This is a genomic window from Collinsella acetigenes, assembly GCF_012844445.1.
In the GTDB taxonomy this organism is placed as follows: Bacteria; Actinomycetota; Coriobacteriia; order Coriobacteriales; family Coriobacteriaceae; genus Collinsella; species Collinsella acetigenes.
Window position 1 is genome coordinate 57962 of the sequence record NZ_JABBCP010000006.1, and the last position, 26624, is coordinate 84585.

The following is a 26624-nucleotide window of genomic DNA, read 5'->3' on the forward strand; positions in this document are numbered from 1 at the left end:
ACGTGTTCAGTATAGACGCGCCAAGCGATGTCGGGCAGATTGCCGTAGCTTTTCCCCAATCGTCCTCGCGAAAGCGTCTGTTATGCAACGGCGAGAACCCGCGTTTATGCACGAGTCCTCGCCGTCATCAAGACGTCCCCAGGGGCGTCTTTGCTATTTCGTCGCGATACGAACTATCGACGGCGACGCCTGGAAGCGATCACGCGAGCCGCTCCAAGAGCAGCCACGCCAGAGGTACCGGCGATCGCTGCACCCAGAAGCGAAACGTCACCGGTCTTGGGAAGCTCCTTCTTGGAAGAAGCGGAGGGCTTTGCCGAAGGCTTGCCGTTGCCCGAAGGCTTGGTGCCGGTGTTGCCGTTGCCGCCCTGCTCGCCGTTGCCGGGCTGATCCGGGTTGGGCTTGTCGGGGTTCGGCTTGCCGGGATCAGGCTTGACCTCGTCCTTCTTGAGGCCAGCGCGAGCATCGGTCAGAGCAGCAAGGGCGTCGTTGACCTGGTCCTGGGTGGCGTCGGCGGCAGCGAGCACGTCGCGGGCGGCGTCGAGCGCGGACTTGAAGCCGGCCCAGGTCTCGGCGGTGTAGTCGTCCTCGACCAGCTTGGCGGCATCGTCGACGGCCTTCTGGAGCTCGGCCTTGTCGACGGCGGATGCGGTCAGTGTGATGTCAAACTTATCGAGTCGAGGAGCGTCTGCGTTGCCGGGGGTGCCAACCGTAAGGGTAGTTGTTCCGGCCTTCTTGGCAACAAGGTCAAACGTCACGGTCTTGAGCTCGCGCGGGTTCGTATGACCGGCGGAGACAGAGTCGATAGCCTTGAACACGCCGTTATCGTCGAAAAGCTTAATTGCATTGGACGCAGAGCCCGAGGAGTAGGTAAGCGCAACGCGGTAGGTACCGGGGCGCTCGACCTTCACGCGATAGGACACAGCGTCGCCGTTATTGATGGCGTTCACGATCTTGCCGCCGCTTGCGCCCTCAAAATCAGTGATCTCCATAGGGTAGTTACCGCCCCACTGATCCCTGTCATTCGAGTGGTCGTCGTGCAAGGTGCCATGCTCGGCCTCGATTGTTACGGTCTTGCCCTCCTCCGTCGGGAAGGCAAACGAGAGATTGTCCATCGCGGTCTGCAGGGCCTTCATAGCCGCTCGAACATCGGCACCCCTGACGTCACCGTTATCGGCAGCGTTGCGAGCGGCCTCAATGGCGGTGGTCAGCGCAGCTGCGGAATCGGCATTGAAGTTATCGGTATCCAAAGCCTCGGCACGAGCGATGAGCGCATTGCACGCAGCGTCAAGGTCGGTGATGGTGACATCTGCCACACCGTGGTAGCCAATGACGGCACCCTCGCCGGCCTTAACCGCAAGGGAAACCGAGAACTGCTTGTCGCCATCGGCGGCAGAGCCGGTCACGACGCGACGGGTCTTGATATCAACCTGCTTCTCGGTCTCACCGTCTGCGAAGGTAACCTCCTGCGGCGTGGTGTCGAAGTTGTCCTGGATGGCAGAGCCGGGCTCGGGCTGGACGACCAGCGTCACAGAACCCTTGGAGCCGCCCGTACGACGGATGGTGAAAGCATGAGTGCTGTCCTCATCCATGGTGACGTTGGTCTCGGTGAAATCGAACATACCGGTGCTACCGTTATTCAGGTAGGCGGCAGCGTCGATGCCAACGGTACCCGTAGCCTTAATGACGACGTTATGCGTACCAGCATCAAGCGTCTCGGATTCAAAGAGCAGCGCCGGAACGGTGCGCACGGAGTCGTGCGTATCGACCGTCTGGGCTGCACCGCCGTCGATGGAGACGGTAAACGTGCTGTGGTTGGGGTCCTTGGTGCCCACGATGGCGAACTTGGTGCCCGTGAAGCTAAAGGAGGCCGTGGCTCCCGACTGCGTGGTCCACATGCTCGTACCCTTAAAGCAGCCGTCGATTTTCTCGTCGTTCCAATTACCGGTCTTGGTCATCTCAGTGTTATCGATACCGGTCATGCCCTCAGGCAGCGGAGCTGGCTTCTCAAAACCGCGGGAAGCCTTGAACAGGCCCACCTCGGAAATCTGCGGGAGACTCAGGTTCTCATCACCAAAATTATGGGTCGTGAACGTGACCTTAACAGCCGTGGCGGTTACTGCGGTACCACGAACCAGACGCTTAGCGCCAATCGTGCCGCCTCGACCAAAGTCGCTCCAGGCGCCGTTCTCCTCGGTCTGGTAGGAAACCGTAAAGCCGGAGATGCGCTGGCCGTTCTGGATTGCCTCCTCAATGGAGACGATATCAAACGTCGTGGGCTTGGGCAGCTTGACGGTAAGCGTCTGGTCGGCAGCGCTCTTGGCGCACCAATACGTATCGTCCTTGCCGTCCAGAACCTTGGAGGCACCATAATCCTCGTTGTCGTTCCAGGTGCTGCTGGCCTGGGCCGTAGCAACGACGCGACCGTGATCGTTGGCTCGCGTCAGGTCGTCCTTGAACGAATCCTTGATGTTTTGGCCAAACTCGCGAACGCGATCGGCGATAGCAGGATCGAGCTTGCCCTTGTTGTTGGGCGGTACGTTCAGCAACAGCGGAGCGCCGTGGCCGACAGACTGGAAGTACATGTTGCCCAGCTCGGTGAGCGTCTTGGGGGTGTTCTTGGTCGTGCCCCAGAACCAACCGGAAGTAATGCGAGAATCGGCCTCGGGAACGAGCCACTTGTCGCCATCGGGGAAACCCTTGCTGTAGCCACCGCTCAGATTGGTGTTGAAGCCGTTGTCGGAGTTGGAATCGGTCTTGCACGGACCCCAGGTGGTGTCGTGAGCCAGACCATTTTCGTTACCGATCCAACGGATACCCGCAAAGGTGCCGCCCTGGAAGATCAGGCAATCCTCGGTCTGGAGCTCCTTGATGGTGTTGTACCAACGCTGGAAGTCGTAGACCTGGGCATTGGCGCCGGAACCCTTGGCGCCGTCCATCCAGACCTCAACGAACTTGCCGTTGTTGCCGTACTTCTTATTGCCCAAGATCTCCCTGAGCTGACCATCGTAGTAGTAGTTGTAGTTGACCTTGGGATCGGTCGAGGTGCCGATACCGGTATCCTCGCCATTGGAATAACCATATGATGCGTCATGGATATCCCAAGGGGACAGATAGAGACCCATGTCCAGATCGTACTTGGTGCAGGCAGCTGAAAGCTCGGCAAGGATATCGCCCTTGCCATCCTTGTACTGGGTGACGCCACCCATGTCGTACTCGGTTAGATTGGACTGCCAAATGCAGAAGCCATCGTGATGCTTGGCGGTTACGATGAGCCTCGTAAAGCCCGCGTCCTTGATGGTCTTGACATAATTATCGGCGTCGAAGTCCTCCGAAAGCGTGAAAATCTCGCTCGGAGCCTTATTGCCGTAGTGCTCGCCCCACTCAATCTCGTTGAACGTGTTGGGACCAAAGTGGCAAAACGCCGCAAGTTCGTCCTTCTGATATTTGTACTGCGCGCTGCTGGGAAGAGCAGCGTTTTGCTGAGGCGCATCGGCGGCAAACGCGGGCGTGGGCGTCGCGGCAAGCGGCCCTGCCGCTGCAAAGAGCAGTGCAACAGACAGTAACGCTCGGACTCCCACCCTCCTTAAATTTCCTACGTATTTGAACATGTCTTCCCCCTCAGATTGCGAACATCAAGCCGGGCGCCGGAGCGGCCGCCCTATGACGGTAAAGAGGGCGGGCTTGTATACATCAAGCCCGCCCCGGCAAATGCCGTTAACGACGGCGAGAACGGTAAAGAGCCGCGGCACCGAGGCCAGCAAGGACCATCGGAGCTATCAGCGACACGTCGCCGGTGCCCGGCAGGCTGGAACCATTCGAAGGCTTGCCAGGCTTGTTCTGGCCAGAGCCTCCCTGCTGGTTGCCACTACCCGTGCCGGGCTGCTCGGGCTTAACCGAACCCGAACCGCCAAAGACGCCCATGGCCGCGTTAAGCGACTCGAGAGCAGCGGCAACCTCATCGGCAGAACCACTCTTAAGCAGGGCCTTGGCAGCTGCGATAGCGTCTGCAAGCTGAGCCTTCTGCTCATCGGTACCGTTGGCGGTATCCAGGTTCTCAGCCTTGACGATAGCGTCCTTAAGGGCGCTCACGTTGACCAGTACTTTCAGAGCATCGGCAATCTTGGTGCGCGCGGCAGCGACCTCGTCGACAGAACCGTTCTTAAGAACTTCCTCTGCCTCGGCGACGGCAGCGTTGAGCTGAGCCATCGAGTCCTCGGTGTAATCCTTGGCCTGAGCCTTCTTGGCAGAAGCAATGTCGGCCTTGAGTGCCTTGACGTTGACCAATGCGGCCTTGGCATCGGTAATAGCCTGAGCCAGGTCGGCGTCATTGGCCGAATCGTGCGGAGCCTTGGCGGCCTCAATGGCGGCAGCGAACGGCACCCAGCTTGCCTCGGTGTAGTCGGCTTTGTCGAGCTTCTCGGCCTCGGCGATGACCTTGTTCAGATCGACAGCGGGGCGCAAAACGAGTGCAGCGTTGGCATCGTTGAGCTTGGCGGTCGCAGCAGCAACCTGCTCGGCGGTACCGTTCTTAAGCACGGCGTCAGACTCGTCGTAGGCAGCCATATATGCGTTGAACGACTCATCGGTGTAGAGCTTGCCATTCGTCTTCTCATACTCAGCGCGTGCAGCCCTGAGCTCGCTGGCATCGACCAGCTTGCCCTCGGCATCCTCAAGCGCGTCCTGAGCAGCCTTGAGCGCCTTTGGCGTTGCCTCGGCGTTGGCAACCAGCTGCTCAAGAGCGTTCATGGCGTCACGATAAGCGGCGGCGCTATCGGTCGTGTACTTATCGGCAGCAGCGTCAGCCTCGCCATACAACAGCTTGGCGTCGGCAAGAGCCACCTTGGCGCGCTGCAGAGCGCTCTGGTCATAGGCCAGCGCGTCCTTCTTTGCCTTGAGCGCGGCAAGCAAAGCCTCGCCCTCGGACTTAGCGAGTTCATCGGGGTTGGCAAAAGCCTGCTCGGCCTCGGCATAGGCGTCCGCATATGCCTGATAGCTCACAACGGTGTACTGGCCATCGTCGTTAGAGATCTTCTTGGGAAGAGCCTCGCCCGTATACTTCTCGACGCCGGCGGCGTTGGCAGACCTCAGAGCGGCGGTCACGGAATCGACCGTCGTCTGCGTGGCCTTGGTGTTAGCAAGCGTCTCCTTCGCAGTGGCGAGAGCCTTGTTGAAGGCGTCGGCGGTCGACTTGGTCCAACCGCTCACGTCCTTACCGTCAAGTTCATCGATAGCAGCCTGGAGCGCTGTGGTGTCAGCAGGATTGGCGTCATCGATCAAGAAGAACTCGGCAATCTGGGGAGCCGTACCGTCCCAAGTAATCGTGATTTCCTTCACGGCAGAGAAGGTGGAGCCGGCGGCGCGGGTAAGCGTGCCAAAGCAGAACTCGCTCACGGGCTGGTTGAGCGTGCCCAGCTCGACATCCGCCGTCTTGCTGTAGGCGGCATCGGTGTAGACCGTTGCGCTCACCTTGGCATTGGAAGGAGTGCCGGCAGAAACGATGCGCACGCCCGAGTACACCTTGCCACCCTCGGCAATGGGCTCGGAAACGTGGTACACCAGGGTGCCCTTGTTGTCCTGCGGCTGCCAAGCGGTCTTGGTGTCCCCATCGGCAAGGTTGGCAGGGGTCTTGCCCTCCACCTCGGTGCTCGAGGAGTCAAAGTCGGCATCACCGTAGGTGCTTACATACTCGCCGCCGTTGATGCGAATCTCACCGATCTCGATCCAGCGCTGCGTATAGGTCGCGGTAAAGCGGATGCGCATGTAGCGACCGGTCACGTTGAGCTTTTCGGTACCGTTGGGATCGCTCTCATTGGTAGCGGTGACATCGGTCTTGGGGTTAGCCGTGTACATGTTGCCCGGGTTCTTGGTGTCATGCGTGAGCCAGGCTGTGGTCTTGGCGGTATCGCTGTTAAACGTGTTCTCGATCGTAGCGGTATCGCTGTTGATCTTGAGAACCTCGGTCCACTGATCATCAGCAGCATCCGGGCTATCGGCGACCTCGATAACACCCTTGCGGATGAAATCGTAGGTGGTCTCGGGAACGTAGTAGGCAACAGAATTGATCGTGCGCTCCTGGCCCAGGTCGAACACGATTGTGTTGCCCTTGGTGGCACCCTGGGTGTTCTTGAAGGTGGTGGAAAGGTCGCCGTCGAAGATCTTCGAAGCGTCAAAGTTGCCCAAGTCGCCCTTTACATAAGAGGGAGCCTTGACCGTCTTGTAGCTCGCAGAGAAATTGGTGAACGCCACATCGCAGGCAGCGGATGCCTTGATACCCACAAAACGGGCCTGGACAGGCTTCTTGGCACTGGCGTAGTCAAGCCACTCAAGTGCGTTCTGAGAGTACACAACCTTGGCATCCTCGGGGAGCGTCATGTCGTCGGTGTTGATGGAAACGTCGTTGCGAACGGCGCCCAAATCGACCGCAAGGTAATTGCCAGCCCCAAACGAGACGGTGCCGTCGGAAAGCTGGACGCCGCCGTCCTCGCCCGTGGCCTTGAGACTCACGCCCGAGATGTCGGAGCGGATGGTGCCGGTGCTGGCTTCCTTGCCCTTGGAGGTAGCGATCTCGTGGACCTGCCACCACTTGGCGGTATCCTCGGTCGCGCGCACGCGAATGCCGCGAATCTGCACGTTCTCGAAATCAAACTCCTGCTCGCGGCTCGATGTGATATCGCCGCACTTGACCCAGTTGACGCCATCGACGGTGTACTCGAGCGCACCGGCAGAAAGGTTGTCGCCACCCTGGACATAGCGCACGTGGCCCACAGTCTTGGGAGCGGAGTAGGTAACGGTGATGGTATCGCCGCTCTTGATGTTGCCGCCGCCGGAGTTGTGCTTAACCCAAGCGTACGTATCCTCGCTGCCGTCGACTACGCGGGAAAGCGCGTAGGACTGGTACACGTCCAGGCCCGTGCTCGTAACCGTAGCGGTGGGCTCGGCCTCGGAGGTAGCGCCCTTGGTGGCGGAAAGCTCAAAGACCTTCCACCAAGACTTGGTAGCAGCAGTGTTCTTGACGCGAATGGCCTTTGCCTTAACGGCGCTGGGCAGCGTGATAGTCTGCGTAGCAGTGCCGTCGATATCGCCGGCCTTGATCCAGGTACCGGCCTCGTTTTGGTACTCAAGCACGCCGGCATTGATGCCGTCACCAGAGGTAGGCTCGTTGCCGTTGCGTGCCGCCTGCACGAACGTGAAGGTATCGACCTCGGAGGTCTTGGTAAACGTAAGGGTCACGGTAGCGCCGAACTGCGTGGTATCGCGGATGTCGTACTCGGGGTCGCCGGCATTGGCCTTCTTGTACTGAAGGTGTGCATAGGTCGAGACGTTGCCGTCGTTGATGTTGGAGAGCGACTGTGCGGCCAAAACCTGGCCATCGATGGTCACCGCGCCTGCGACGGGCTGACCCTCGGGAGTCTGCTCTTCTTTGTTGACCTGGATCTCATAGATCGTCGGCCAAGCGTCGCGGCTGTTGTCCTGCGTGGCGATCAGGCGCACGCCGTAGACGCCCTTGATGTCCAAACCGGTGATGGCGACGGTGGTGCCGGTCAGGTCTCCCTGGCCCTCAACATCGTTCCAATTCTCGCCATCATACGTCTGAAGCTTGGCGTGCTGCATGTAGTCGGCACCGTTGCCCTGGATAAAGGTCACGTTGGTAAGATCGAACGGCTTGCTCTTGATCATGCCAAAGTAGGTGCCGGCAGTGAGCTTGTTGGGGTTCTTGTAGACAACGCCCGTGGTGGCTTTACCGTCAAAGACGTTCTCGGTCTTGCCCTCGGGGGTGTCGGTGCGGCTGGTAACAAACTGTGTGGTATCGGCGTTGGGGTCTGCCGCAAGCGTAGCGCGCTGGGCGAGATAGCCATCAAGCGCGTTGATCATCGGCATGATGTAGGCGTTGCCAACTGTTGCATACTCGGTGTGGTCTACGTAATGGAAGCCATGCTTGCGCGAAGCGGCCAGGGCATCGGAGCCCTCGGAATACTTGGAAAGCATCTTGGAGCTGTCGCCAGCAAGATCGGCCTTGAGCGCCTGGAGCTCGGCGATAGCGCCGCGCGTCACGTCGTCCCATGTATCGATCCAGTACACAATCTGGCCGAGCATGGCCTTGTTGCCAGCGTTGGAACGATAGGTCTTTGCAGCATTCTGCAAGCCGGTGAAAAGCTCAATCATCTTGTCGCAGTCTTCGACCGTCACCGCACCGGCGTTAACCTTGCCCTGGAAGGCCTGGAGCTCGCTCTTGATATTGGCAGACTCGCGGCTCTCAAAGACCACGCCGCCACCCGTGTAGCGCTTCATGTGGCGGCTCAGCTCGCGCAAAGCATCCGAGCCCTTCGTGGCAGTGGGAGAGTTATGGTCAACATAGGAGAACGAATCCTCCCACGCCTGGTCCGCGTGCTCCTGGCTCTTCCACAGGTTCCAGGAGAAATCGGCATTCATGAAGATAGCAGCCTTGGAAGGCTCGGACTGCTGCATGGGGTTGAGGACGACGCCTTGAACCTTGCCGGGCTGGACATCGGTTCCCAAAGCGTTCTCGTAGCCACCCATGGACAGCGTGTTCTTGCTGTTGTCGGTACACGGCCAGTTGATCCACATGAAGGGGGCAACGCCAGAATTGTTGGTAAAGGACGACGTGAAGTTGTTGTCGACCTTGCCCCACACGCGGCCGCCGGTGTTGATAACCTGGACGGTCTTGGGCAGGTTGGCATACCAGGACTCGCCCCAGCCCATGTAGTTCACAGGGCAGAAAATAAGCGTGTCTTTGAGACCAGGGTACTTAAGCGATCCGTCGGCGTTCTTCTCGGTCTGCTTCTCGTGCAGCCAATCGGTCATGTCATTGCAAAGCCTGGTGTACAGAGCGCTGCCCTGGTTGCCGGCATCATCGGCAAGGATAGAGATTTGGCGAACGCCGTGATCCATAACCTGGGTGAACTTCTCTTTAAGGATTGCCACGGACTCGTCGTAGTTAGAGTTCGTGATGGGGTTGTGCATAAACGGATGAAGCGCGAACACAAAGCGGCACTTGGAGGTGTTGCCGGCCTCTGCAAGCGGTTCGATCTTCTCGGTAAGCTCCTCCTCGGTGTAGAGCTCACGCCACTTGGCATTGTGCTTGGGGTCATCCTTGGGAGCATAAACATACGCGTTGAGCTTGTAGTAGCCACCCCACTGCATCAGGTTCACGCGATCCTCAGTGCTCCAAGGATTGCCATAGTAGCCCTCGATAAAGCCGCGCGTCACCACGTCCGCATAGTCGGACATGGTAAAGGTGCGCAGCTTGGCATCGGGAGTCTGCTGCAGAATCTGATAAAGCGTGGTCAGGCCATAGTAGGCGGCATCGGTGGTCTTGCCCAAAACGATAACGCGGTCGGGCTCGTTGCCGTCAGACGGAAGCGAAGCCAAGACATAGGAATCATTGTGGTCGAACAGGCCGTCCGTATAGGACAGCTTGTCATCTTGCACCAGCTGGTCAACATAGGTGTCGACCGCGCCGCCGGAGCCCTTGACGCCCACAAGAACCGTCGTCACGGTGCTCTTGGAAGGAATAGCGTCAACGCTCTTTGCTTTGATGCCCTTCAGCGCCAAAGCTTCATCAAGGCGGCTGATAGTATCGGCATCAATGCCGGACTCTGTAAGCACGCTTGCCTTGTTGCGCAGCGTCTGCGCACCGTTGCCGTACACCATGCTGTGCGGCGTGGGGTACAGCTTATATTCGGCCGCTGCATCATCAGCATAGGCCGAAAACGGAGCCAAGCCGCCCAAGCAGGCAAGCATAACCGCTGTGACAGCGAGCAGCTTGGCTATCATCCGTTTCTTCATCTCTTAAACCCTTTCTTGAGGCAGGTCTTCATCCGACTTCGTGCTATTGACGACGGTTCTTGACATACAGCACGACACCGGCACCGACAACAAGCAGGCCCACGACACCCGCGGCCGCGATGTACATTGCCTGATCATCACCGGTCTTAACCAGGGTGCCAGGCTTCTTATCGCCCTTGTTGCCCGTAGTCGAATCGCCCTTGTTGGACCCAGCGGTACCGGAGCCGCCATTACCGCCATCAGAAGTGCCCGGCTTGTCCGGGTTGGGCTTATCCGGGTTGGGCTTATCCGGGTTGGGCTTATCCGGATTCGGCTTGTCGGGGTCGGGAGTAACGGGATCCGGGGTGCCGGGGCGCAGGCCCAGCATCGCGGAGCGCAGCTTGGCCTTGGCATCGTTCACAGCCTCGAACGTTGGGTTATCGCTCGCCGCGACGTCCTTGGCATCGGCAAGCGCGCTCTCGAGCTTCTTCCAGGTAGCCGTCGTGTACGAATTCTTGTCGAGGCCCTCGGCCTGCTCGATCAGAGCGGCAAGACCATTGAGGTCAACCGTCTCGTCGATGACGCGAACGCGAATTTCGCCAGCGGTTGCAAACTTATTCCTATTTGCGGCGCTATCGCCATCGGTCTCATCAAAGTAGAGCTTGACGTCGGTTGCACCGGCAACAGGCTCGTCGAAGGTAATGTTCTTGGCGCCCACACTGGACTCGAGCGTGCCCTCGGCAACCTTCGTATAGGTGCTACCGCCGTCGGTGCTCACCTCGACATGGTACTTGGTCAAGCGGCCATTGGAGCTGCCGGTACGCGGCACGTACACCATACCGCTCACCTTGGCGGGAGCAGCAAGCTTGACGTTGAACCAGTGAGGCATGTCATTGTCGGCGGGAGCGCTCCATTGGCTGTGCCAGAAGCTGGACTCATCGCCGTCGACGGCAGCCGCAGCAGGACCGTTGGGAGCGGTCTCGCCGGTCTTCTCCTCGGAGCAGGCTGTAGCGGTCACGCTCTGAGCGAAGTTGTTGTCTGCAGACTTAAGCTCGAGGCCCTCAATTGCCTCGGTGAGCGTCTTCGTGTAGGCATCAACCGTATCCTGCATACTCACCGGCAGATCGCGCTGGATGCTATCGCGCGCAGACGTGAGTGCCGCAACGGACTCGTCGGTATAGACAGACAGGTCAGAAGGAATTGCGGCGAGCAGAGCGTCGAGCTTGCTGTAATCGGCAGGCTTGTACTTGACGTTGGCAACGCGGTCGTTGATCTGCTGCGTGAGATTGGCGATCTCGGCGGCATCGGGGTTGACCTGGTTGATAAGAGCGCGAGCCTGCTCAACGAGCGTCTCGAGCTCGGCATCGTCAGCACCGGCAGCGAGCACGGAACGGGCCTTGAGTTCGGCATTATCGAGCGCCATGGTGGTCGCAAACGTAGCGCTACGCGTCAGACGAACATCATCGACGTAACCCGTGAAGGCATTCGTCTTGCTGCCGATGCGCTGGACCGGGAACATGCAGGTGGCCTTGAGCTTATTGTTGCCATCCTGGCCGATGGTCTCCTTGAGCTCGCCATTCACATAGAGCGAAACCTTGCCCATGCCCTCATTCTTGAACTCAAGCTCAACCCACTCGTTCATGGGAAGCGTGTAGTTGAAGGAGTAGTCGCGGTTCTCGCGGGTAATACCGACCTTGCCGGTCTTTGCCTGAACGGCCTTGATGGAGCCATAGGGGCTCTCGAACAGAATCTGATCCTTGTCGCTCGTGGCATCGGTGCGCTTGACCTTCACGCGCAGATCGTTACCAAGACCAGCGGTCTCAAGATCGGAATCCAGCGCGACATAGCTCTTGCCACCCTTGAGCTCAAGCGCCTTCTTAAAGTCGACGTCGACAATCTCAGCGTCCTTGGCAGACTTCAGGTTGAGGCTGTTGCCGTTGCCCGAGGCGTCGCTGGCGTCGTCCATACCAAGCTGCATGACGGTACCCTCGGCATTGGCCGTGGTCTCGTAGCCAAAGTTGGTATTGGGAGCGTCGCCAAGCTTCTTGGCAGTAGCCTTTGCAGTGGAGACGTCGGCCGTGCCCTTGCCCCAGGTGGCAGCAGCATACAGGCCAGCGGAGTTGGTGATGCGGTCGTAGACATCGTACTCGGAGATGCCGTTCTCGCGCTTGCCACACATGTCGTTCCAGACGGCAAAGGCGCCACCGATCATCTGCTCGTCGCCGGCAGGGATCGTAACGTTGTTGTAATTGTTGATCGCAGAGTTATAGATAGTGTTGTCGTTGAGATAATCGAAGTAATAACCGGCGTTGGGGACGATGTAATACCTGCTGTCGATGCAGTTGATCAGGTCAAAGCCGAGGTTGTACATCTCGTCCATCTTGGCCCAGTCCTTGCTCCAGAGGTTCATCTGGCGGTGCTGGCCGGCAGCACCCTTACCCTGAACGTCAACGGAACCCTTGATCCAGGTGAGGCTGCCCCACACGCGAGCGGTGCGGCCCGAAGCCTCCATGTGCGCAAAGAGGTCGTTGACGAAATTGCGGTATGCGTTGCCGTCGGCCTCGTACTCGTCAGCGCCAATGTGGACCATGGTCTGGTTGTCGAAGACAGGGTTGGAACCGGTGAGGTACTCGTCCCAGATGGAAAGCGCGAACTCGAGCGACTCGTCATACTTCTGAGCCAGGTTAAGGTGGTCGTTGCCACGACGCGTCATGGACTTAGGCGTACGCAGGTCGGGACGCACATTGGTGAGTGCCAGGGAATGTGCCGGCATATCGAACTCGGGAACGATGTTGACACCGAGATCACGCGAGTGCTGAATGAACTCGCGGAAATCGTCCTTGGAGTACCACACGTCGGTGCTCGTCAGATCGGCCTTGTTCTTACCGTTGTTGCCGCCCTTCTTGATATCGGACTCCAGACGGAAGCCGTTATAGGCAGTGTTGACGGTATCGTCCGAGTACTCCTCGACCCAAATGTAGTTGTCGGAAAGGTGCACCTGGAAATCGTTGAGCTTAAACCAGGAGAGCTGCTTGCTCATCTGCTGGAGCCACTCAAGCGAGAAGGTCTTGCGGCCCACGTCGAGAATCAGACCGCGTACCTTATACAGCGGGTAATCGCGGGTGATGCCCTGCGGGATGGAACCGTTACCGGTCTTGAGGGCCTGCAAAATAGTGCGGGTGGACCAGTAGGCGCCCGCCTTGGTCTCGGCCTTGACACTCACGGAATCGGTGATCTCCATGAGATAGCCTTCGTCCTGAAGACCGAGGGACGTATCGGTGGTCTTAGAGAGCAAGATGTCGCCCGCGTTGGCAGAGCTGCCCTTAACGACCGCGAGCTCGGAGCCAAACAGGTCCTTGTAATCGGCGGCCAGCTCGTTGGCAGCCGTCTTGAAATCGTCGCTGTCATAGACAACACGGGTCTGAGCGGTAGGAGCAAAGGAGCCGGAGCGACCCTTCCACTCGCGCAGCTGCGGCAGAACCTCGGGAGCGGTGTTGTCGCCCGCTTCGACCTGGAACTTACCGGGAACGGTAACGGGGATCTCCTTGAACGTATAGGTGTTCTTATCGCTCTTCTTGGTCACCTTAAAGGAAACCTTGACCTGCGTATCGACGACTGGCTGATAGATGGGAATCGTGCCATCCTCAGCCTGAGCGCCAACAACCTGCTCGTAGTCGGTGCCGTTGTAGGTGACGTCATACTCGCTGGAAGTGGGCAGGGTGACCTTAAGCTGCGTGTCGCCCTTCTTGGGAGCCTCGACCTTGATGGCATCGGCAAGGCCGTTCATGTCCATCTTGGGCGTGCCGCCGTAGACCTCGAGCTCGAAAATAGAAACGTTGCCCCATGCGACGCCACCATCGGGATCGGCATAGGTGTTGTGGTCGATATACAGACGGACAAAACGAGCCTGATACACCTTGTCGAGCGTAACCAAATCGGTCTTGCTCGAAGGATGCCCATCGTTGGTGTAAACCGTCTTCCAATCGGAGCTATCGGCGGCGGGGGCGCTTTCTCCGTTAGCAATCTGAATCTTATAACCCTTAGCCTTACGCAGCTCCCAGAACACACGGACGCACTTGACGTCGCGCTGCTGGCCCAGGTCGACGTAGATCCAATGAGGACCGCCGTCCTGAGATGCGGTAGCGTCAACCGCGCTTGCCCAACGGGAGCTCGAAGACGTCGTATTGCCGTCGACGGCCTTGGCAGCGCCGAGAGTGTTTGCCTCTTCGCTATCAGCAACAGCACTTTTGCCGCGAGCAACATTCTGCTGCGGATCTTGGGTAGAGGGCGCCGCAGTTTCGTCGCCGTAGAGTTCAAACTCGTTTACGGCAATGGTAGGCCACTCGGGAACCGTATTCTGGGGATCGGCGCTCGTGAAACCCGTAATGTACAGACGGAAGAAGCGCCCCTTTGCAGGAGAGCTAAACGTAATCTCGTCGGTAAGGGACGCAGGACGGTCGTTGGACGTATGAATGTCCTTCCAATCGCTGCTATTGGCTGCGGGCGCCGTGTTGCCCGTCGCATACTGAATCTTATAGCCGGTCGCCTTATACGACTCCCATTTGATCGTCGCTTTCTTTACGGTCTTGGCAGACCCCAAGTCAACGTAGATCCAATGGGCGCCGCCGGCAGTATCTTCTGCACTACCCCAGCGCGTAGAGTCATTGCCGTCAACTGCCTTGCCGGCAGCAACCGACGACGCCTCTTCACTATCCGCCACTGCGGTTTTATTGAGGGCGAGATTGGTCACTTCTGCTGCTGCGGCAGGACGCACGCAGAGCAGCGAAGACGCAAACACGATCGCAAACATGCATGCGATCATGGCGACTGCTCGGTGCAGCATTTTGGTCTTTTGTACCGTCATGCTCACGTCCCCTTCCTGTCTTATGTCTCACTCAATCACTAACGTTATTTGGCGCAAGACGACGCGCTCCCCAGCAGGAGCGCGTCATCTAAGAAGCGCTAGTTCTGGCGGCGCTTGGCGCAAACGATGCCCCAAGCGATAGCCGACGCACCGGCACATCCGGCCGCTGCAACTGCGAACAGCGAGGTATCGCCCGTCTTGGGGATGCCACCGTTGTTGCCCGATCCGGGCTTTCCAGAGGTACCAGGCTTGTTGCCGGTGTTGCCCTGGTTGCCGCCCTGGTTTCCATTGCCGCCCTGGTTACCGCCGCCGGGCTGGTCCGGGTTGGGCTTGTCAGGATTGGGCTGCTCCGGCTTGGGCTTATCCGGATTGGTCGGAGCCTTCTTGCTTACGGTAACAACGTAGCTGTTGGACTTACCGCCATAGGTGACGGTCACCGTGAGGTTGCCGTTCTCCGCCAGCTCGGTGTCCAAGGACGGGTTGAACGTAAAGTCGTTCTTGGTCGAATCGTTGTACTCAACTTGATCCGTGGTTCCATTGCTGTAGGACAGCGTGAGAACCAGGCCCGTAGGATCGAGCTTGTCGCCCTCGGTGTAAGCGCGCTTGGCGGCATCGGCGTTCACCGCAATGCCCTCGAGCGTCGGCTTGGTCTCGGTAACGTTAACGACCTTATTGACAGAACCCGTGTAGTCCTCGATGCCGGTCACGGTAACGGTGACCTGGCGGCCGTTTTCGCTCACGTCGCCCATCTCAAAGCCAAGCTTGTAATCCAGGCCGTAGGTGAGCTTCTGACCGTCAACCGTAACCTCGATTGTCTTGGCGATCTGAGCCTTGATGTCGTCCTCATCGTTGATGTTCGCGACCTCAAGAGCATCGGCAGCAGCAACCTGCTCATCCTTGATCTCGGTAGCGGGGCTCGTCTTGCGCAGGCGAATCTCAGCAGCGCTCATATGCTCGTTGTCACCGCTGGCGGCTTGGGTGCCGTTGGCCTTAAAGCGGAAGTACTTAGCCGTGACAGGGTGGTCGAACTGAGCAACACGCCAGCCCATCTCAAAGCCCTCGTCCTTGTAGCCCTTCCAGTGACCAGTGGAAATGGTCTTCCACTCGTCGGACTCGTTCTCGCGATACTGAATCTCGTAATCGGTAACGATGCCGTTGTAGCCGCCGTCGCCACCGGAGTTACGCGGCAAGTAACGCAGGGCCTCGACGCTCGTTGCCTCCTTGAGCTCCATGGAAACCCACAGCTGATCGGCGGTGGGCTTATAGCCGTTCCTCCAGTTGGTATGGAAGTACGTGGCGTTGTTCTTGTCGAACGCAAACGAAACAGGGCCCTCGTTGCCAGAAGCGGGGTTCAGCTCGCTGCCAGCAGCCGTGTTCTTGATATCCTCGTTGGGGATGTCGCGTTCGTCGTTGTCGTCGGGCAAAACACTCGAGCTGTTGTCAGCCGCCAAGTTGATGACAAAGGTTTTGCGCGTAGCGTGGTCCTCAGACTCGAGGATGATGTTGATCTTGCTGTCGTGAGCGGGGAGCACCGTAACGGCGGTGTTCTTTGCCGCCGTGGCATCAACCGTTGCAAAAAGGGCCGCGGTGGAGTAGCTACCCTTCTCGAGGTTGCTGGCGCTGAGCTTCTTGCCATTGACCGTCAGGCTATCGAGCACAGCCTCGGTATTGGTGTCGAAGCTACCCTTGGCCTCAAGCAGCTGAATCTCGGTGATGCAGGTGCAGGGCTTGGCGTGGGGGAGCGTCACGTTCTTGTTGGTGAAGGTGAACCTCACAAACGTAGCAAGCGTGGGCTCGAACTCATATGTGTAGGGCTTAACGCGATTGCTGGCAGAGCCGATAGTCTCGGTCGTAGTGACCTCGCGCCAAGTGTTGCCGTCCTCGGAAACCTCGACCTTGGTGGTGCCGGCATCGGGATAGCTCGCAGACCAAGAATCCTCGACGAAGTACACCACGGCACGGCCGATGCGCTGCTGCGTGTTGTAATTGAAGGTCACGCTCGACTCGGTGTTGCCCTCCTGTGCATACGCATAGTTGGACCAGCACGTGGTGTTTGCGCTGCCATCGCCTGCACCGGGGGTGAAGGCGGTAACACCGTCGTTGATTGCATTCAGGGAGTCGGACTGCTTGTTCTCGGGAACGCTCTGCGTAACGCTCATAAGTGCGCCGCAGCTAGCGACGTTGTCGCCAATGGTTACCTTCTCGTTCTGAACACGAATCGTCGCAGTAACAGCCAGGTCCTTACCAAAGACGTTGGCGGTGCCGTTGACGGTCACGGTGCCGGCCTTGCTGTAAGCATCCTTTGCCGGAATCTCCCACGTAACGGGGAAGCTCGCGTTAAGAACGGTGCCGTCAGCCATAGCGGCAGGGCGTGCGTCGGGAAGCGCCGCAGCCGTGCCAACCGGGGTCGTGGCGGAGTAGTTGAGGAGTGCTGCGACCTCGTCGAGCACGGTAACGTTGCAGGAAACCTTGACTCCCTCAACGTCGCCGGAAACCGTAAAGTTGCCGGGCTTGGCGAGGGAATCCTCGCCAACGCTCTCCCATGCAACATCCTTCTTCTCGGTCGTGCCATCGGAGTAGTTGACGTCGACCTGCTTGGGCAGGGTAAGCTTGCTGCCGGTCTTCACATAGTAGAAGCGAGAGTACGTCACGCTCGTAATCGACTTCGGTGCAGCGGGGTCACTCGTTGCAGTGGAAGGAATCGTCACAGTAGTGGGGGCAAGGCCATCGGCGGTCATGGTGACGGTGATGTCGCCTCCCTTGCCGTTAGAGCGCACAATACCCACCAACTGACCGGCCCAGGCGTTGCGGTTGCTGTCGCGGTAGGACTGATGATCCGGGGAGCTACCGTTGTCGATACCGGCAAGCTCGCCCGCGCCGCTCACCTTAAACTTCACGTTGTTCTTGGCGTCGGGGACGATGTTGCCATCCTGATCCTTAACGCTCACGGTGACGTAAGCGAGGTCGCCAGCGCCAGAAAGCTCGGTGCGATCGACCGAAGCCTCGAGCTTGGTAGCAGCACCGGTGGTGGTCACGCTCTGACGGCCATCCCAGTTCTCGGTCGAGACGACGTTACCGCTCTCGTCATAGGCCTTGGCGGTAATGGTGCCATCGGCATACGGAACGTTCCAGCTGAGCCAGAGATTCTCGGCCATGTTGCCGCTCTTGCCCTCGCCCTCATAGATCTGGTAGGTGTAACCAGCGGCAGTGGTCTTCTTGGTGAACATCTTCTTGCCGAGCGACTGCGGGGTCGTGGAGCCCTTAGGCGTGAAGAAGAGCTCGACGCCGGCAGCGTCGGAGTAGACAACGACCTTCACCTTGCCACTGCTGTCCTTCTTGACCATATCGTTCTTCCACGCAGGAAGAATATGCAGTGTGTGCAGGTTGTCGTTCCACTGGCTCTGATACAGATAGTACGTATCCTTGGGCAGGCCAGCAGTATCGATAATGCCAAAGTAGGAATTCTTGGGCGCGATACCCCAGTCGCCACCCTGGACACCGGCGCTCACGCCATTCCACGGAGTGGGCTCGCCCAGATAATCAAAGCCGGTCCAGACATACTCACCGGCAACGAAGTCGCGAGTGATGGTGTCATACCATGCCTGGGAGGCCGTGTGGCCCCAGCTCACATAAGACGTATCGTACGAAGTGAGCTGGTGCCCACCAGCGTCGGCCTGGCTGCCGAGCGTGCTGTAAACGCCGCGGCTGTTAACGGACGAGACTGTCTCGGAACCGTAGAACTTCCACGTCGGGTTGTTGCGATGCAGCTGATCATACCTGCTGCCGTCGGCGTAATTGATACCGATCAGACCGCCAGCGTTGGCAAGGTTGCCGGGCTGATAGTTCCACGAGCCACCCTTGAGCTGGTTGTCGCCGAGCGTCACAGGACGAGAGGGGTCGGCCTCCTTGGTCCACTTAATTAGGTTGAGCTGGGCGGTCTCGTCAAACGGCTTGGTACCGCCGGTGATCATCTCGTTACCCACGGACCACATAATGACCGAAGGGGAGTTGTAATCGCGGGCGATGGTGGCCTTAAGATCGAACTCAGCCCAAACCTGATCGGCCTTGGCGCCAATGATCTTGGAGTCGCCGATCTTCGTATTGAAGAAACGAGCGTAGTCGTAGCTGTTGCCGTTCTTTGCATCGGTCCAGCCGTCAAAAATCTCCTCATCGAGCAGAATACCCTGCTCCTCGCACACCTCGACGAGCACGCGGGACGGGGTGTTGTGAGACGTACGGATGGAGTTACAGCCCATCTCCTTCAGGATGCGCACCTGACGCTCGACAGCCGCACGGCTATCGACGGAACCGAGGGCGCCCTGATCGTGGTGCATGCAAACGCCCTTGAGCTTCACGTTCTTACCGTTGAGAGTAAAGCCGTTGTTGACGTCGTAGTTGAACCAACGATAGCCGTAGACCGTGTCGTAGGTGTCGACGACCTTGCCATCAACCTTAACCTCGGTGCGGACCGTGTAGAGGTTGGGGGACTCGGTGGACCAAAGGCTCGGGTTGGCAGCACTGATCTGAGACTCGATGGTCTTAGACTCGCCTGCGGTAACAGCCTGAGCGTCGGTAGTCACGGTGCCGATCGCCTGCTCGGCATTGCCACCCTTGGGGAAGATGGTCTGCACGAGCGTCACGGAGGCATCTTTGTCACCATTGTTGACAATGGTGGAGGAAAGCTTGGTGGTCACATTGCCACCGTTCTCGCTCTGGAGCTGAGGGGCGCTCACGTGCACGCCGTCCTTGGCAACGGAGACCTTGTCGGTCACAACGAGGTCGACGTTGCGGCCGATGCCCGAGCCAGAGTACCAACGGCTAGAGGGAACCTTATGGTTAACCTTGACGGCGATGGTGTTCTCCTCGCCCGTCTTAAGATACGGGGTGAGGTCGAAGGAGAAGGGCGTGTAGCCGTAGGGGTGGTTACCCAGCTCGGTGCCATTGACCCAAACGGTGGCATCCATGTAGACGCCATCGAAATCAATGCGAACCTGCTTGCCCGCAAGAGCGCTATCGACAAAGAAACTCTTGCGATACCAGCCGATGCCGCCCGGCTTATAGGCGCTCTCGGCCTCGAGGTTGGACGCATAGTCCTGATCGATGCTGTAATCATGGGGAAGCGTGACGTACTGCCAGGACGAATCGTCAAAGGAGGCCGCCTGGGCGCCGCTGGCGTCACCCAAGTTGAACTTCCAATTGTCGTTAAACGACACCGTACGCTGGGTGGGGTCGCTTACATTGCTCACGTAAGAAACCTCGGGGGCAGAACTCATCTGGGTCTGCGTTTGCGAGCGCAGCTCGGGTACCGAATCGGCGCCCGCCGCCCACGCATGAGCCACAGGAAGGGTAAATGCAGCTGCCGCAAACGCTGCCGCGCACACCGCCCCCCGTGCCCATCCAACCATACGACCGTTCTTCACCATGGCAGCAGCGCCCCTTTCTAAGGCCCCCGATAGACGGCTGTCGTCCTTCGCGGTTCACTCGCCCGCGCGGTGCGCGAGCGCCTCCCTCGTAACCTCGAAACAGAGTAAATGGACATTAAAAATCAACCTTAGATTTAACTTAGAGTTGGCGATGCCTATTGATTTACACCCGCGAATGGTTTTTGCGCCTAATAGGCCATTATCCAAATCGAACGAATTGTTAACGTAAACATCCGCCCCCTTATATTGCTGAGCTCGCCATATAAATCACCAGCTTAGGCACTCAATTTATGTTTCTGAGCACGTGATAATTGTTATATTATCAACTAATGTTATGCATAGAATCCTGTTTCTATCGGTGTTTTATTCATTTTATTCCTTTAGAACCGATTCGATGAACGGTTGTAGCTGGGAATACTGTTATCTAATTTTTAATACCATTCATTGATGCCCTTTTAATACTCAACCGATCGGAATGGATCTAAACCAAAGAGGGCGCAGCATCGCTACGCCCTCAATGACATATCGGTTTTAAATTCGTTCGCGCCGCTCGTACGCGTGACGACAAACCCTCTACACGTTGTACTGCGGCAGATCCTGTAACGCGATGGCAGACATACCTACCTCGTTGTTGGAACCGACGCCGGCGCGCTCTTCGCGCACCGCTTCGATGGCACTCACGTAGGCGTTTGCTCCCGAAAGCGCCGTGACGCAAGTCACGCCGCGGCGAACCGCCTCGGTGCGCAACAGGTATCCGTCGCCACGCGAGCCCGGGCCATACGGGGTGTTGATGATGAGCGAAATCTCGCCATTGGCAATCATGTCGCCAATGTTGGGATGCGCGCCGCCAATCTTGTTGACGGTCTCGCACGTCACGTTGCCACCGCGCAGCACACGCGCCGTACCCTCCGTGCTCACGATATCGAAGCCCAGATAGCGCAGGATGCGCGCGACCGAAAGGATATGACGCTTGTCACGATCGCACACCGAGATAAAGACTTTTCCCTTACTTGGATTGGGCATGTCGTAGTCGATAGCGAGCTGCGTCTTGGCATACGCCTCGGGATAGCTCTTGGCGATACCCATCACCTCGCCCGTCGACTTCATCTCAGGCCCCAGGATAACCTCGGCTCCCGGGAAGCGACCCCACGGCATAACCGCTTCCTTCATGCAGAACCAATCCAAGCGACGGCTATCGCGAGGCAAATGAAGGTCGGCGATCTTCTCCCCTGCCATGATGCGTGCGGCGCACTTGGCAAGCGGCACACCAGTGGCCTTGGAGATAAAGGGTACGGTACGGCTGGCACGAGGGTTGGCCTCGATCACGTAGATCGTCTCGCCCTTGATGGCATACTGCACGTTTACCAGGCCACGCACGCCCAGCGCGAGCGCGATGCGGCGCGTAGTCTCGCGCAGCCTCTCCACCAAGCTATCGCTAAAGCTAAACGGCGGGATGCATGTAGCAGAGTCGCCAGAGTGAATGCCCGCCTCCTCAATATGCTCCAAAACGCCGCCGATATAGACTTCCTCACCATCGCACAGGGCATCGACGTCGGACTCAATCGCGCCCTCCAAGAAGCGATCGAGATAGACAGGATAGTCGGGGCTGATGCGCGTGGCCTCCGCCATATAGGTGCGCAGGTGCTCGGAGTCGTACGCAATCATCATGCCGCGGCCGCCCAGCACGTAGCTGGGGCGAACGAGCAGCGGATAGCCAATGCGCGCCGCCACAGCCTCGGCTTCCTCAAACGAGGTGGCCTGGCCCGCCGGCGGATACATGATCTGCAGGCGGTCGAGCAGTGCGGCAAAGCGCTCGCGGTCCTCGGCGAAGTCGATGGAATCGGGCTTGGTGCCCATGATGTTCACACCGGAATCCTCCAGCATGCGTGCGAGCTTGAGCGGAGTTTGACCGCCCAGCGTGACCACGACACCGTCGGGGCGCTCCACATCGATGACGTCCATGACGTCCTCGTACGTAAGCGGTTCGAAGTACAGACGGTCGGATGTGTCGTAATCGGTCGAGACCGTCTCGGGGTTGCAGTTGACCATGATGGTCTCAAAGCCACGGCTCGCCAGCGCATAACTCGCGTGCACGCAGCAGTAGTCAAACTCAATGCCCTGGCCAATACGGTTGGGGCCCGCGCCCAAAATCATCGCCTTGGGCTTATCGCAAGGCGTCACCTCGTCGGCGGCAACCGTTTTGCGCGAGCAGGCATCGGCGCGCATGAGGTTCTCGTACGTCTTGTAGTGGTACTCGGTGGCACTTGCAAACTCGGCGGCGCAGGTGTCAACCGTCTTCATGCTGGGAACCACGCCCAGACCCTTGCGATAGGCGCGCACAAAGCGCTCATCGGATCCAGTGAGATACGCAATCTCGGCATCGCTCGTACCATATTGCTTGAGCAGGCGCATGGCGTCGGCATCGATATCCTCCACGCGCATGCCGCGCACGGCCTCCTGCACCTGAACCATATCGTTGATGCGGTTGAGATACCACGAGTCGATCTTGCAGATGTCGTGCACGCGCTCGACGGTCCAGCCGCGGCGGAAGGCCTCGACCACATAGAAGATGCGATTCTCGGTAGGCGTAGCGATAGCCTGCGTAAGCTCGTCATAGCTCAGCTCAGAGGCACCCTCCTTGCCACCGGCAGAAAGACCCACATGGCCGTCTTCCAGCGAGCGCATCGCCTTGCCAAAGGCTTCCTCAAACGTGCGGCCGATGGACATGATCTCGCCCACGGCCTTCATGCGGGTGGTAAGCGTGGTGTCGGTACCCTTGAATTTCTCGAAGGCGAAGCGCGGGACCTTGACCACGCAGTAGTCGATGGTGGGTTCGAAGCACGCCGGCGTGGCCTTGGTGATGTCGTTAGTGATCTCATCGAGGGTATAGCCCACGGCAAGCTGTGCGGCAAACTTGGCGATGGGGAATCCCGTAGCCTTCGAAGCCAGTGCCGAGGAACGCGAAACGCGTGGATTCATCTCGATGACAATAAGGCGGCCGTTCTTGGGGTTCACGGCAAACTGCACGTTGGAGCCGCCGGTCTCCACGCCAACCTTCTCGAGAATGGCAAGCGATGCCACGCGCATGCGCTGATATTCAAGGTCGGAAAGCGTCTGTGCCGGCGCCACGGTAATGGAGTCGCCGGTGTGCACGCCCATGGGGTCGAGGTTCTCGATGGAGCACACGATGATGCCGTTGCCGGCGTGGTCGCGCATGACCTCCATCTCATACTCTTTCCAGCCCTCGATGGATTCTTCCACCAGCACCTCGTGAGCAGGTGAAAGCTCAATGCCCTGGCTCACGATGGAGACGAGCTCTTCCTCGGTATGCGCGATGCCGCCGCCGGCGCCGCCAAGCGTAAAGCTGGGGCGTAAGACGCACGGGTACCCCACACGCTCGACAATGGCAAGGGCGTCTTCCACCGAGTAGGCATAGCCGGAGCGCGCCACCTCGAGTCCAATCTCGGCCATGGCCTCATTAAAGAGCTTGCGATCCTCGCCGCGCTCGATGGCGGCCAAGTCGCAACCGATCATCTCGACGCCATATTTGTCGAGAACTCCAGCTTTTGCCAGGTCAACGGCAGCGTTGAGTCCAGTCTGACCGCCGAGGGTGGGAAGCAGCGCGTCCGGATGCTCACGGGCGATGACCTTTTCCAAAAACTCGGGGGTGATGGGCTCAACGTAGGTGCGGTCGGCCAGGCCGGGATCGGTCATGATCGTCGCGGGATTAGAGTTGAGCAACACGACCTCGTAGCCGTCCTCCTTGAGGACCTTGCAGGCCTGAGCGCCAGAGTAGTCAAACTCGCAAGCCTGACCAATGACGATAGGACCGGAGCCAATGACGAGGATACGCTTGATATCGGTACGTTTAGGCATGAAAACCTCCTAGATAAACCGGCGAAGCTTACAGCCATCGCCGGTGAGCGTGCAGCTGATGCATCGAAGCGCCGCGGGCGCGGTCACACGGGCCTATGCCTGCGTTTTTACCGTCGCGGAAGCATCCTCGGAATCAAAAACCCAACCAGCAAGACGGTCCTTGGAAATATCGATGTCCAGGTAGTCGACATCTCCATCCATCAGGCGCGCGAAAGCCGTAAAGAGGTAATGCGCGTCGGTGGGACCGGGAGCAGCTTCGGGATGGTACTGCACGGAGAAAGCCGGGCTGTCCAGCAGCTGGATGCCCTCAGCCGTACCGTCATTAAGGTTGATATGTGTAAGGCGAATGCGTCCAAAACGCTCGTTTTGCACCACGGGCGCAATGCCGCGCTGCGCCCATACGCGCAGGTCGCCATCGGCAGGATGCTCGGTCTCGCCACCAGAGAGCTCGGGGATAAGCTTGCCCAGGCTCGGAAACACAAGGCCGAAGCCGTGATTTTGCGCCGTGATCTCCACGCGATGCGAGATAAGGTTCATAACCGGCTGGTTTCCACCGCGATGGCCAAACTTAAGCTTTTCCATCTTGGCACCGCAGGCAAGACTGATCATCTGATGGCCCAGGCAGATGCCAAACAGCGGCACCTTGCCAATGAGCTGCTGCACCTGTGCGTACGTCTCTTCCACGGCATCCGGGTCACCCGGGCCATTGGAAAGAAAGACGCCATCGGGATTCATTTCCAGCACATGGGAAGCCGGCGTATTCCACGGCACAACCGTAAGCTCGCAGCCAACGCGCACCAGACCCTCGAGGATGCCGCGCTTGATGCCGCAGTCGTACACGACCACGCGGTACTTGGCGGGCGCGGGGGCCGCATCGGCGAAGGCGTGGGCGGCAGGCAGGTCCGCAGCCGCGTAAGAATACTCGTCCGCACAGCTCACGGTCTTGACCAGGTTCTCGCCCACCAGTGCAGGCGCCTCGGCGAGCTTTTCCTCAAGCTCTGTCAGGTCAAAGACCTCGGTCGAAATAATGCCCTGCTGAGCACCATGGTCGCGCAGGTGGCGCACGAGCGCACGGGTATCGACACCCTCTACGGCCACGATGCCATTGTCTTTGAGGTATTCGGGCAGGCTTATGGAGCTACGCCAATTGGAAGGGGTATGGCACATATCGTGCACGATCATGCCGCGAAGAGCGGGAGTTGCGGCACCGCGCTCGGTTGAGCCGGGATACGCACTTTGCACGTCATCCGGATCGATGCCATAGTTGCCAATCTGAGGGTATGTCATGGTGACGATCTGACCTGCATACGAGGGATCGGTCAGAACTTCGAAGTATCCCTCGAGTGAAGTGTTAAAGCACACTTCGCCACATGCCGTGCCCGCAGCTCCGCAGGCGCGGCCGTAAAAGACCGTTCCATCTGCGAGCATGAGGATCGCGGCGTTTGCGCACCCTTTGCCGGTGCGGGACATGATTCGCTGAGCCAAATCGCTTGGCGCAGCCTTGGCAGACATGATGCCCGCCGAAAGGTTCGTGCCCATGTTCTCTCCTTTTCGGTCTCTCGGTACCGGCTTAAAGGTCATTTAGGCCTGGAGGTATTTTAGTCATATAAGGCGACTGTGGCACGACAATTTAGATAAGTACGCCAACAGACTCATATCGACACATTTCAAAAAGGGTCTCGAGGGTCTGTTGGCGTGTTGGCATTCTATTCGGAAGACTGCGGCAAGACGTCGGAAGGCTTCTTCTCGGCAGCGCCGCCGCGAAAGATTTCGCGCCCATGCAGCATGTGTTCCATCTGGCGCTCAACAGTCTCTTCATCAATTTGAGACTGTTTGACCTGCGTGTCATCGGTAAGCGAGGACACGGAGTTCACCTGGGTTTGAATCTTATCGGTGAGCTTGTCGTTCATGCCGATAATCTTGAGGTTCCAATCGATATACGTCGTGTTGGCAGATTTCTCCTTGGTCCACACAAACGTAAGCATCGCGCGGCGGGTACCCGTTGCAGGCACAAAGCCAAACAGCTGGTCATGGGCAAAGTTGCCCTTATCGTCTGTGAGGGCGTACACCTTGTACACCACGCGGTTGATCTTCTCGTTAAGCAAGGCGTTGGTGGAGAGAGCCGATGCCTGAATCTGGGAGTTTGAAAGCAGCTCCAGCTCGTTTTTTGACTGCGTGTCCACCACCGAGACCTCGACGACACCCGTGCGCTCATCCGCCTCGTCTACCGTAAATTGCTCCGGAAACTGCGTAAATCCGTTGCCCCACTCCACGCCGGACTGCATGGCATTGGTCACGGTTTCGTAATCCGCACACTCCGAAAGGTTTGCCGTATTCAAGCGGCGGCTCACGCCGTAGACAATCTGCATACCAACCACAAACAGCAAGACACCGACGATGCACAAGATCGCCGTGCGCGAGATTGCCTCGCCCGCCTTGGATCCAGAAGGGTCCTGCTCGGACAAAGGGTCTACTTTGGCACGACGAGCGCGGCGCAGGTTAAGACCCACCTGAACGTCCTCGCGTCTTGCCTCGTCGCCGGCCTTAGCCGCATCGCCACCGCGCACGCGGCGATGCGCCAGCAGCGGGTCGATAACGCCCGAATCGTCGAGCTCGGAAAAGAGCTCCTGTGCCTCATCTTCTGTTAGGGGTGCGTTCTTAGCCATCAATGTCCT

7 protein-coding genes are annotated in these 26624 nt (G+C 58.6%); all 7 read right to left on the reverse strand.

Features of this window, described 5'->3' with window-relative positions:
* Positions 1-173: 173 nt before the first annotated feature.
* Positions 174-3608, reverse strand: coding sequence for an alpha-L-fucosidase (locus HF320_RS07390; RefSeq protein ID WP_169277752.1), 3435 nt, complete (start codon positions 3606-3608; stop codon positions 174-176).
* Positions 3609-3714: 106 nt separating this feature from the next.
* Complete coding sequence (locus HF320_RS07395) at positions 3715-9807, reverse strand: beta-N-acetylglucosaminidase domain-containing protein (protein WP_169277753.1); 6093 nt, start codon at positions 9805-9807, stop codon at positions 3715-3717.
* A gap of 43 nt (positions 9808-9850) precedes the next feature.
* A complete protein-coding gene (locus HF320_RS07400; RefSeq protein ID WP_169277754.1) occupies positions 9851-14650 on the reverse strand; it encodes a discoidin domain-containing protein in 4800 nt (1599 codons plus the stop codon).
* A gap of 98 nt (positions 14651-14748) precedes the next feature.
* On the reverse strand, positions 14749-20073 hold the full coding sequence (locus HF320_RS07405) for a discoidin domain-containing protein (RefSeq protein WP_169277755.1): 5325 nt from the start codon (positions 20071-20073) through the stop codon (positions 14749-14751).
* A 573-nt stretch (positions 20074-20646) separates the two neighbouring features.
* Entirely contained in the window at positions 20647-23949 is a 3303-nt protein-coding gene (carB, locus tag HF320_RS07410) for a carbamoyl-phosphate synthase large subunit (protein ID WP_169277756.1), read from the reverse strand.
* A gap of 93 nt (positions 23950-24042) precedes the next feature.
* Positions 24043-25488, reverse strand: a complete 1446-nt coding sequence (gene carA / locus HF320_RS07415) for a glutamine-hydrolyzing carbamoyl-phosphate synthase small subunit (RefSeq protein WP_169277757.1) — start codon at positions 25486-25488, stop codon at positions 24043-24045.
* 167 nt (positions 25489-25655) lie between these two features.
* Entirely contained in the window at positions 25656-26615 is a 960-nt protein-coding gene (locus HF320_RS07420) for a hypothetical protein (RefSeq protein WP_169277758.1), read from the reverse strand.
* Between the last annotated feature and the right edge of the window lie 9 nt (positions 26616-26624).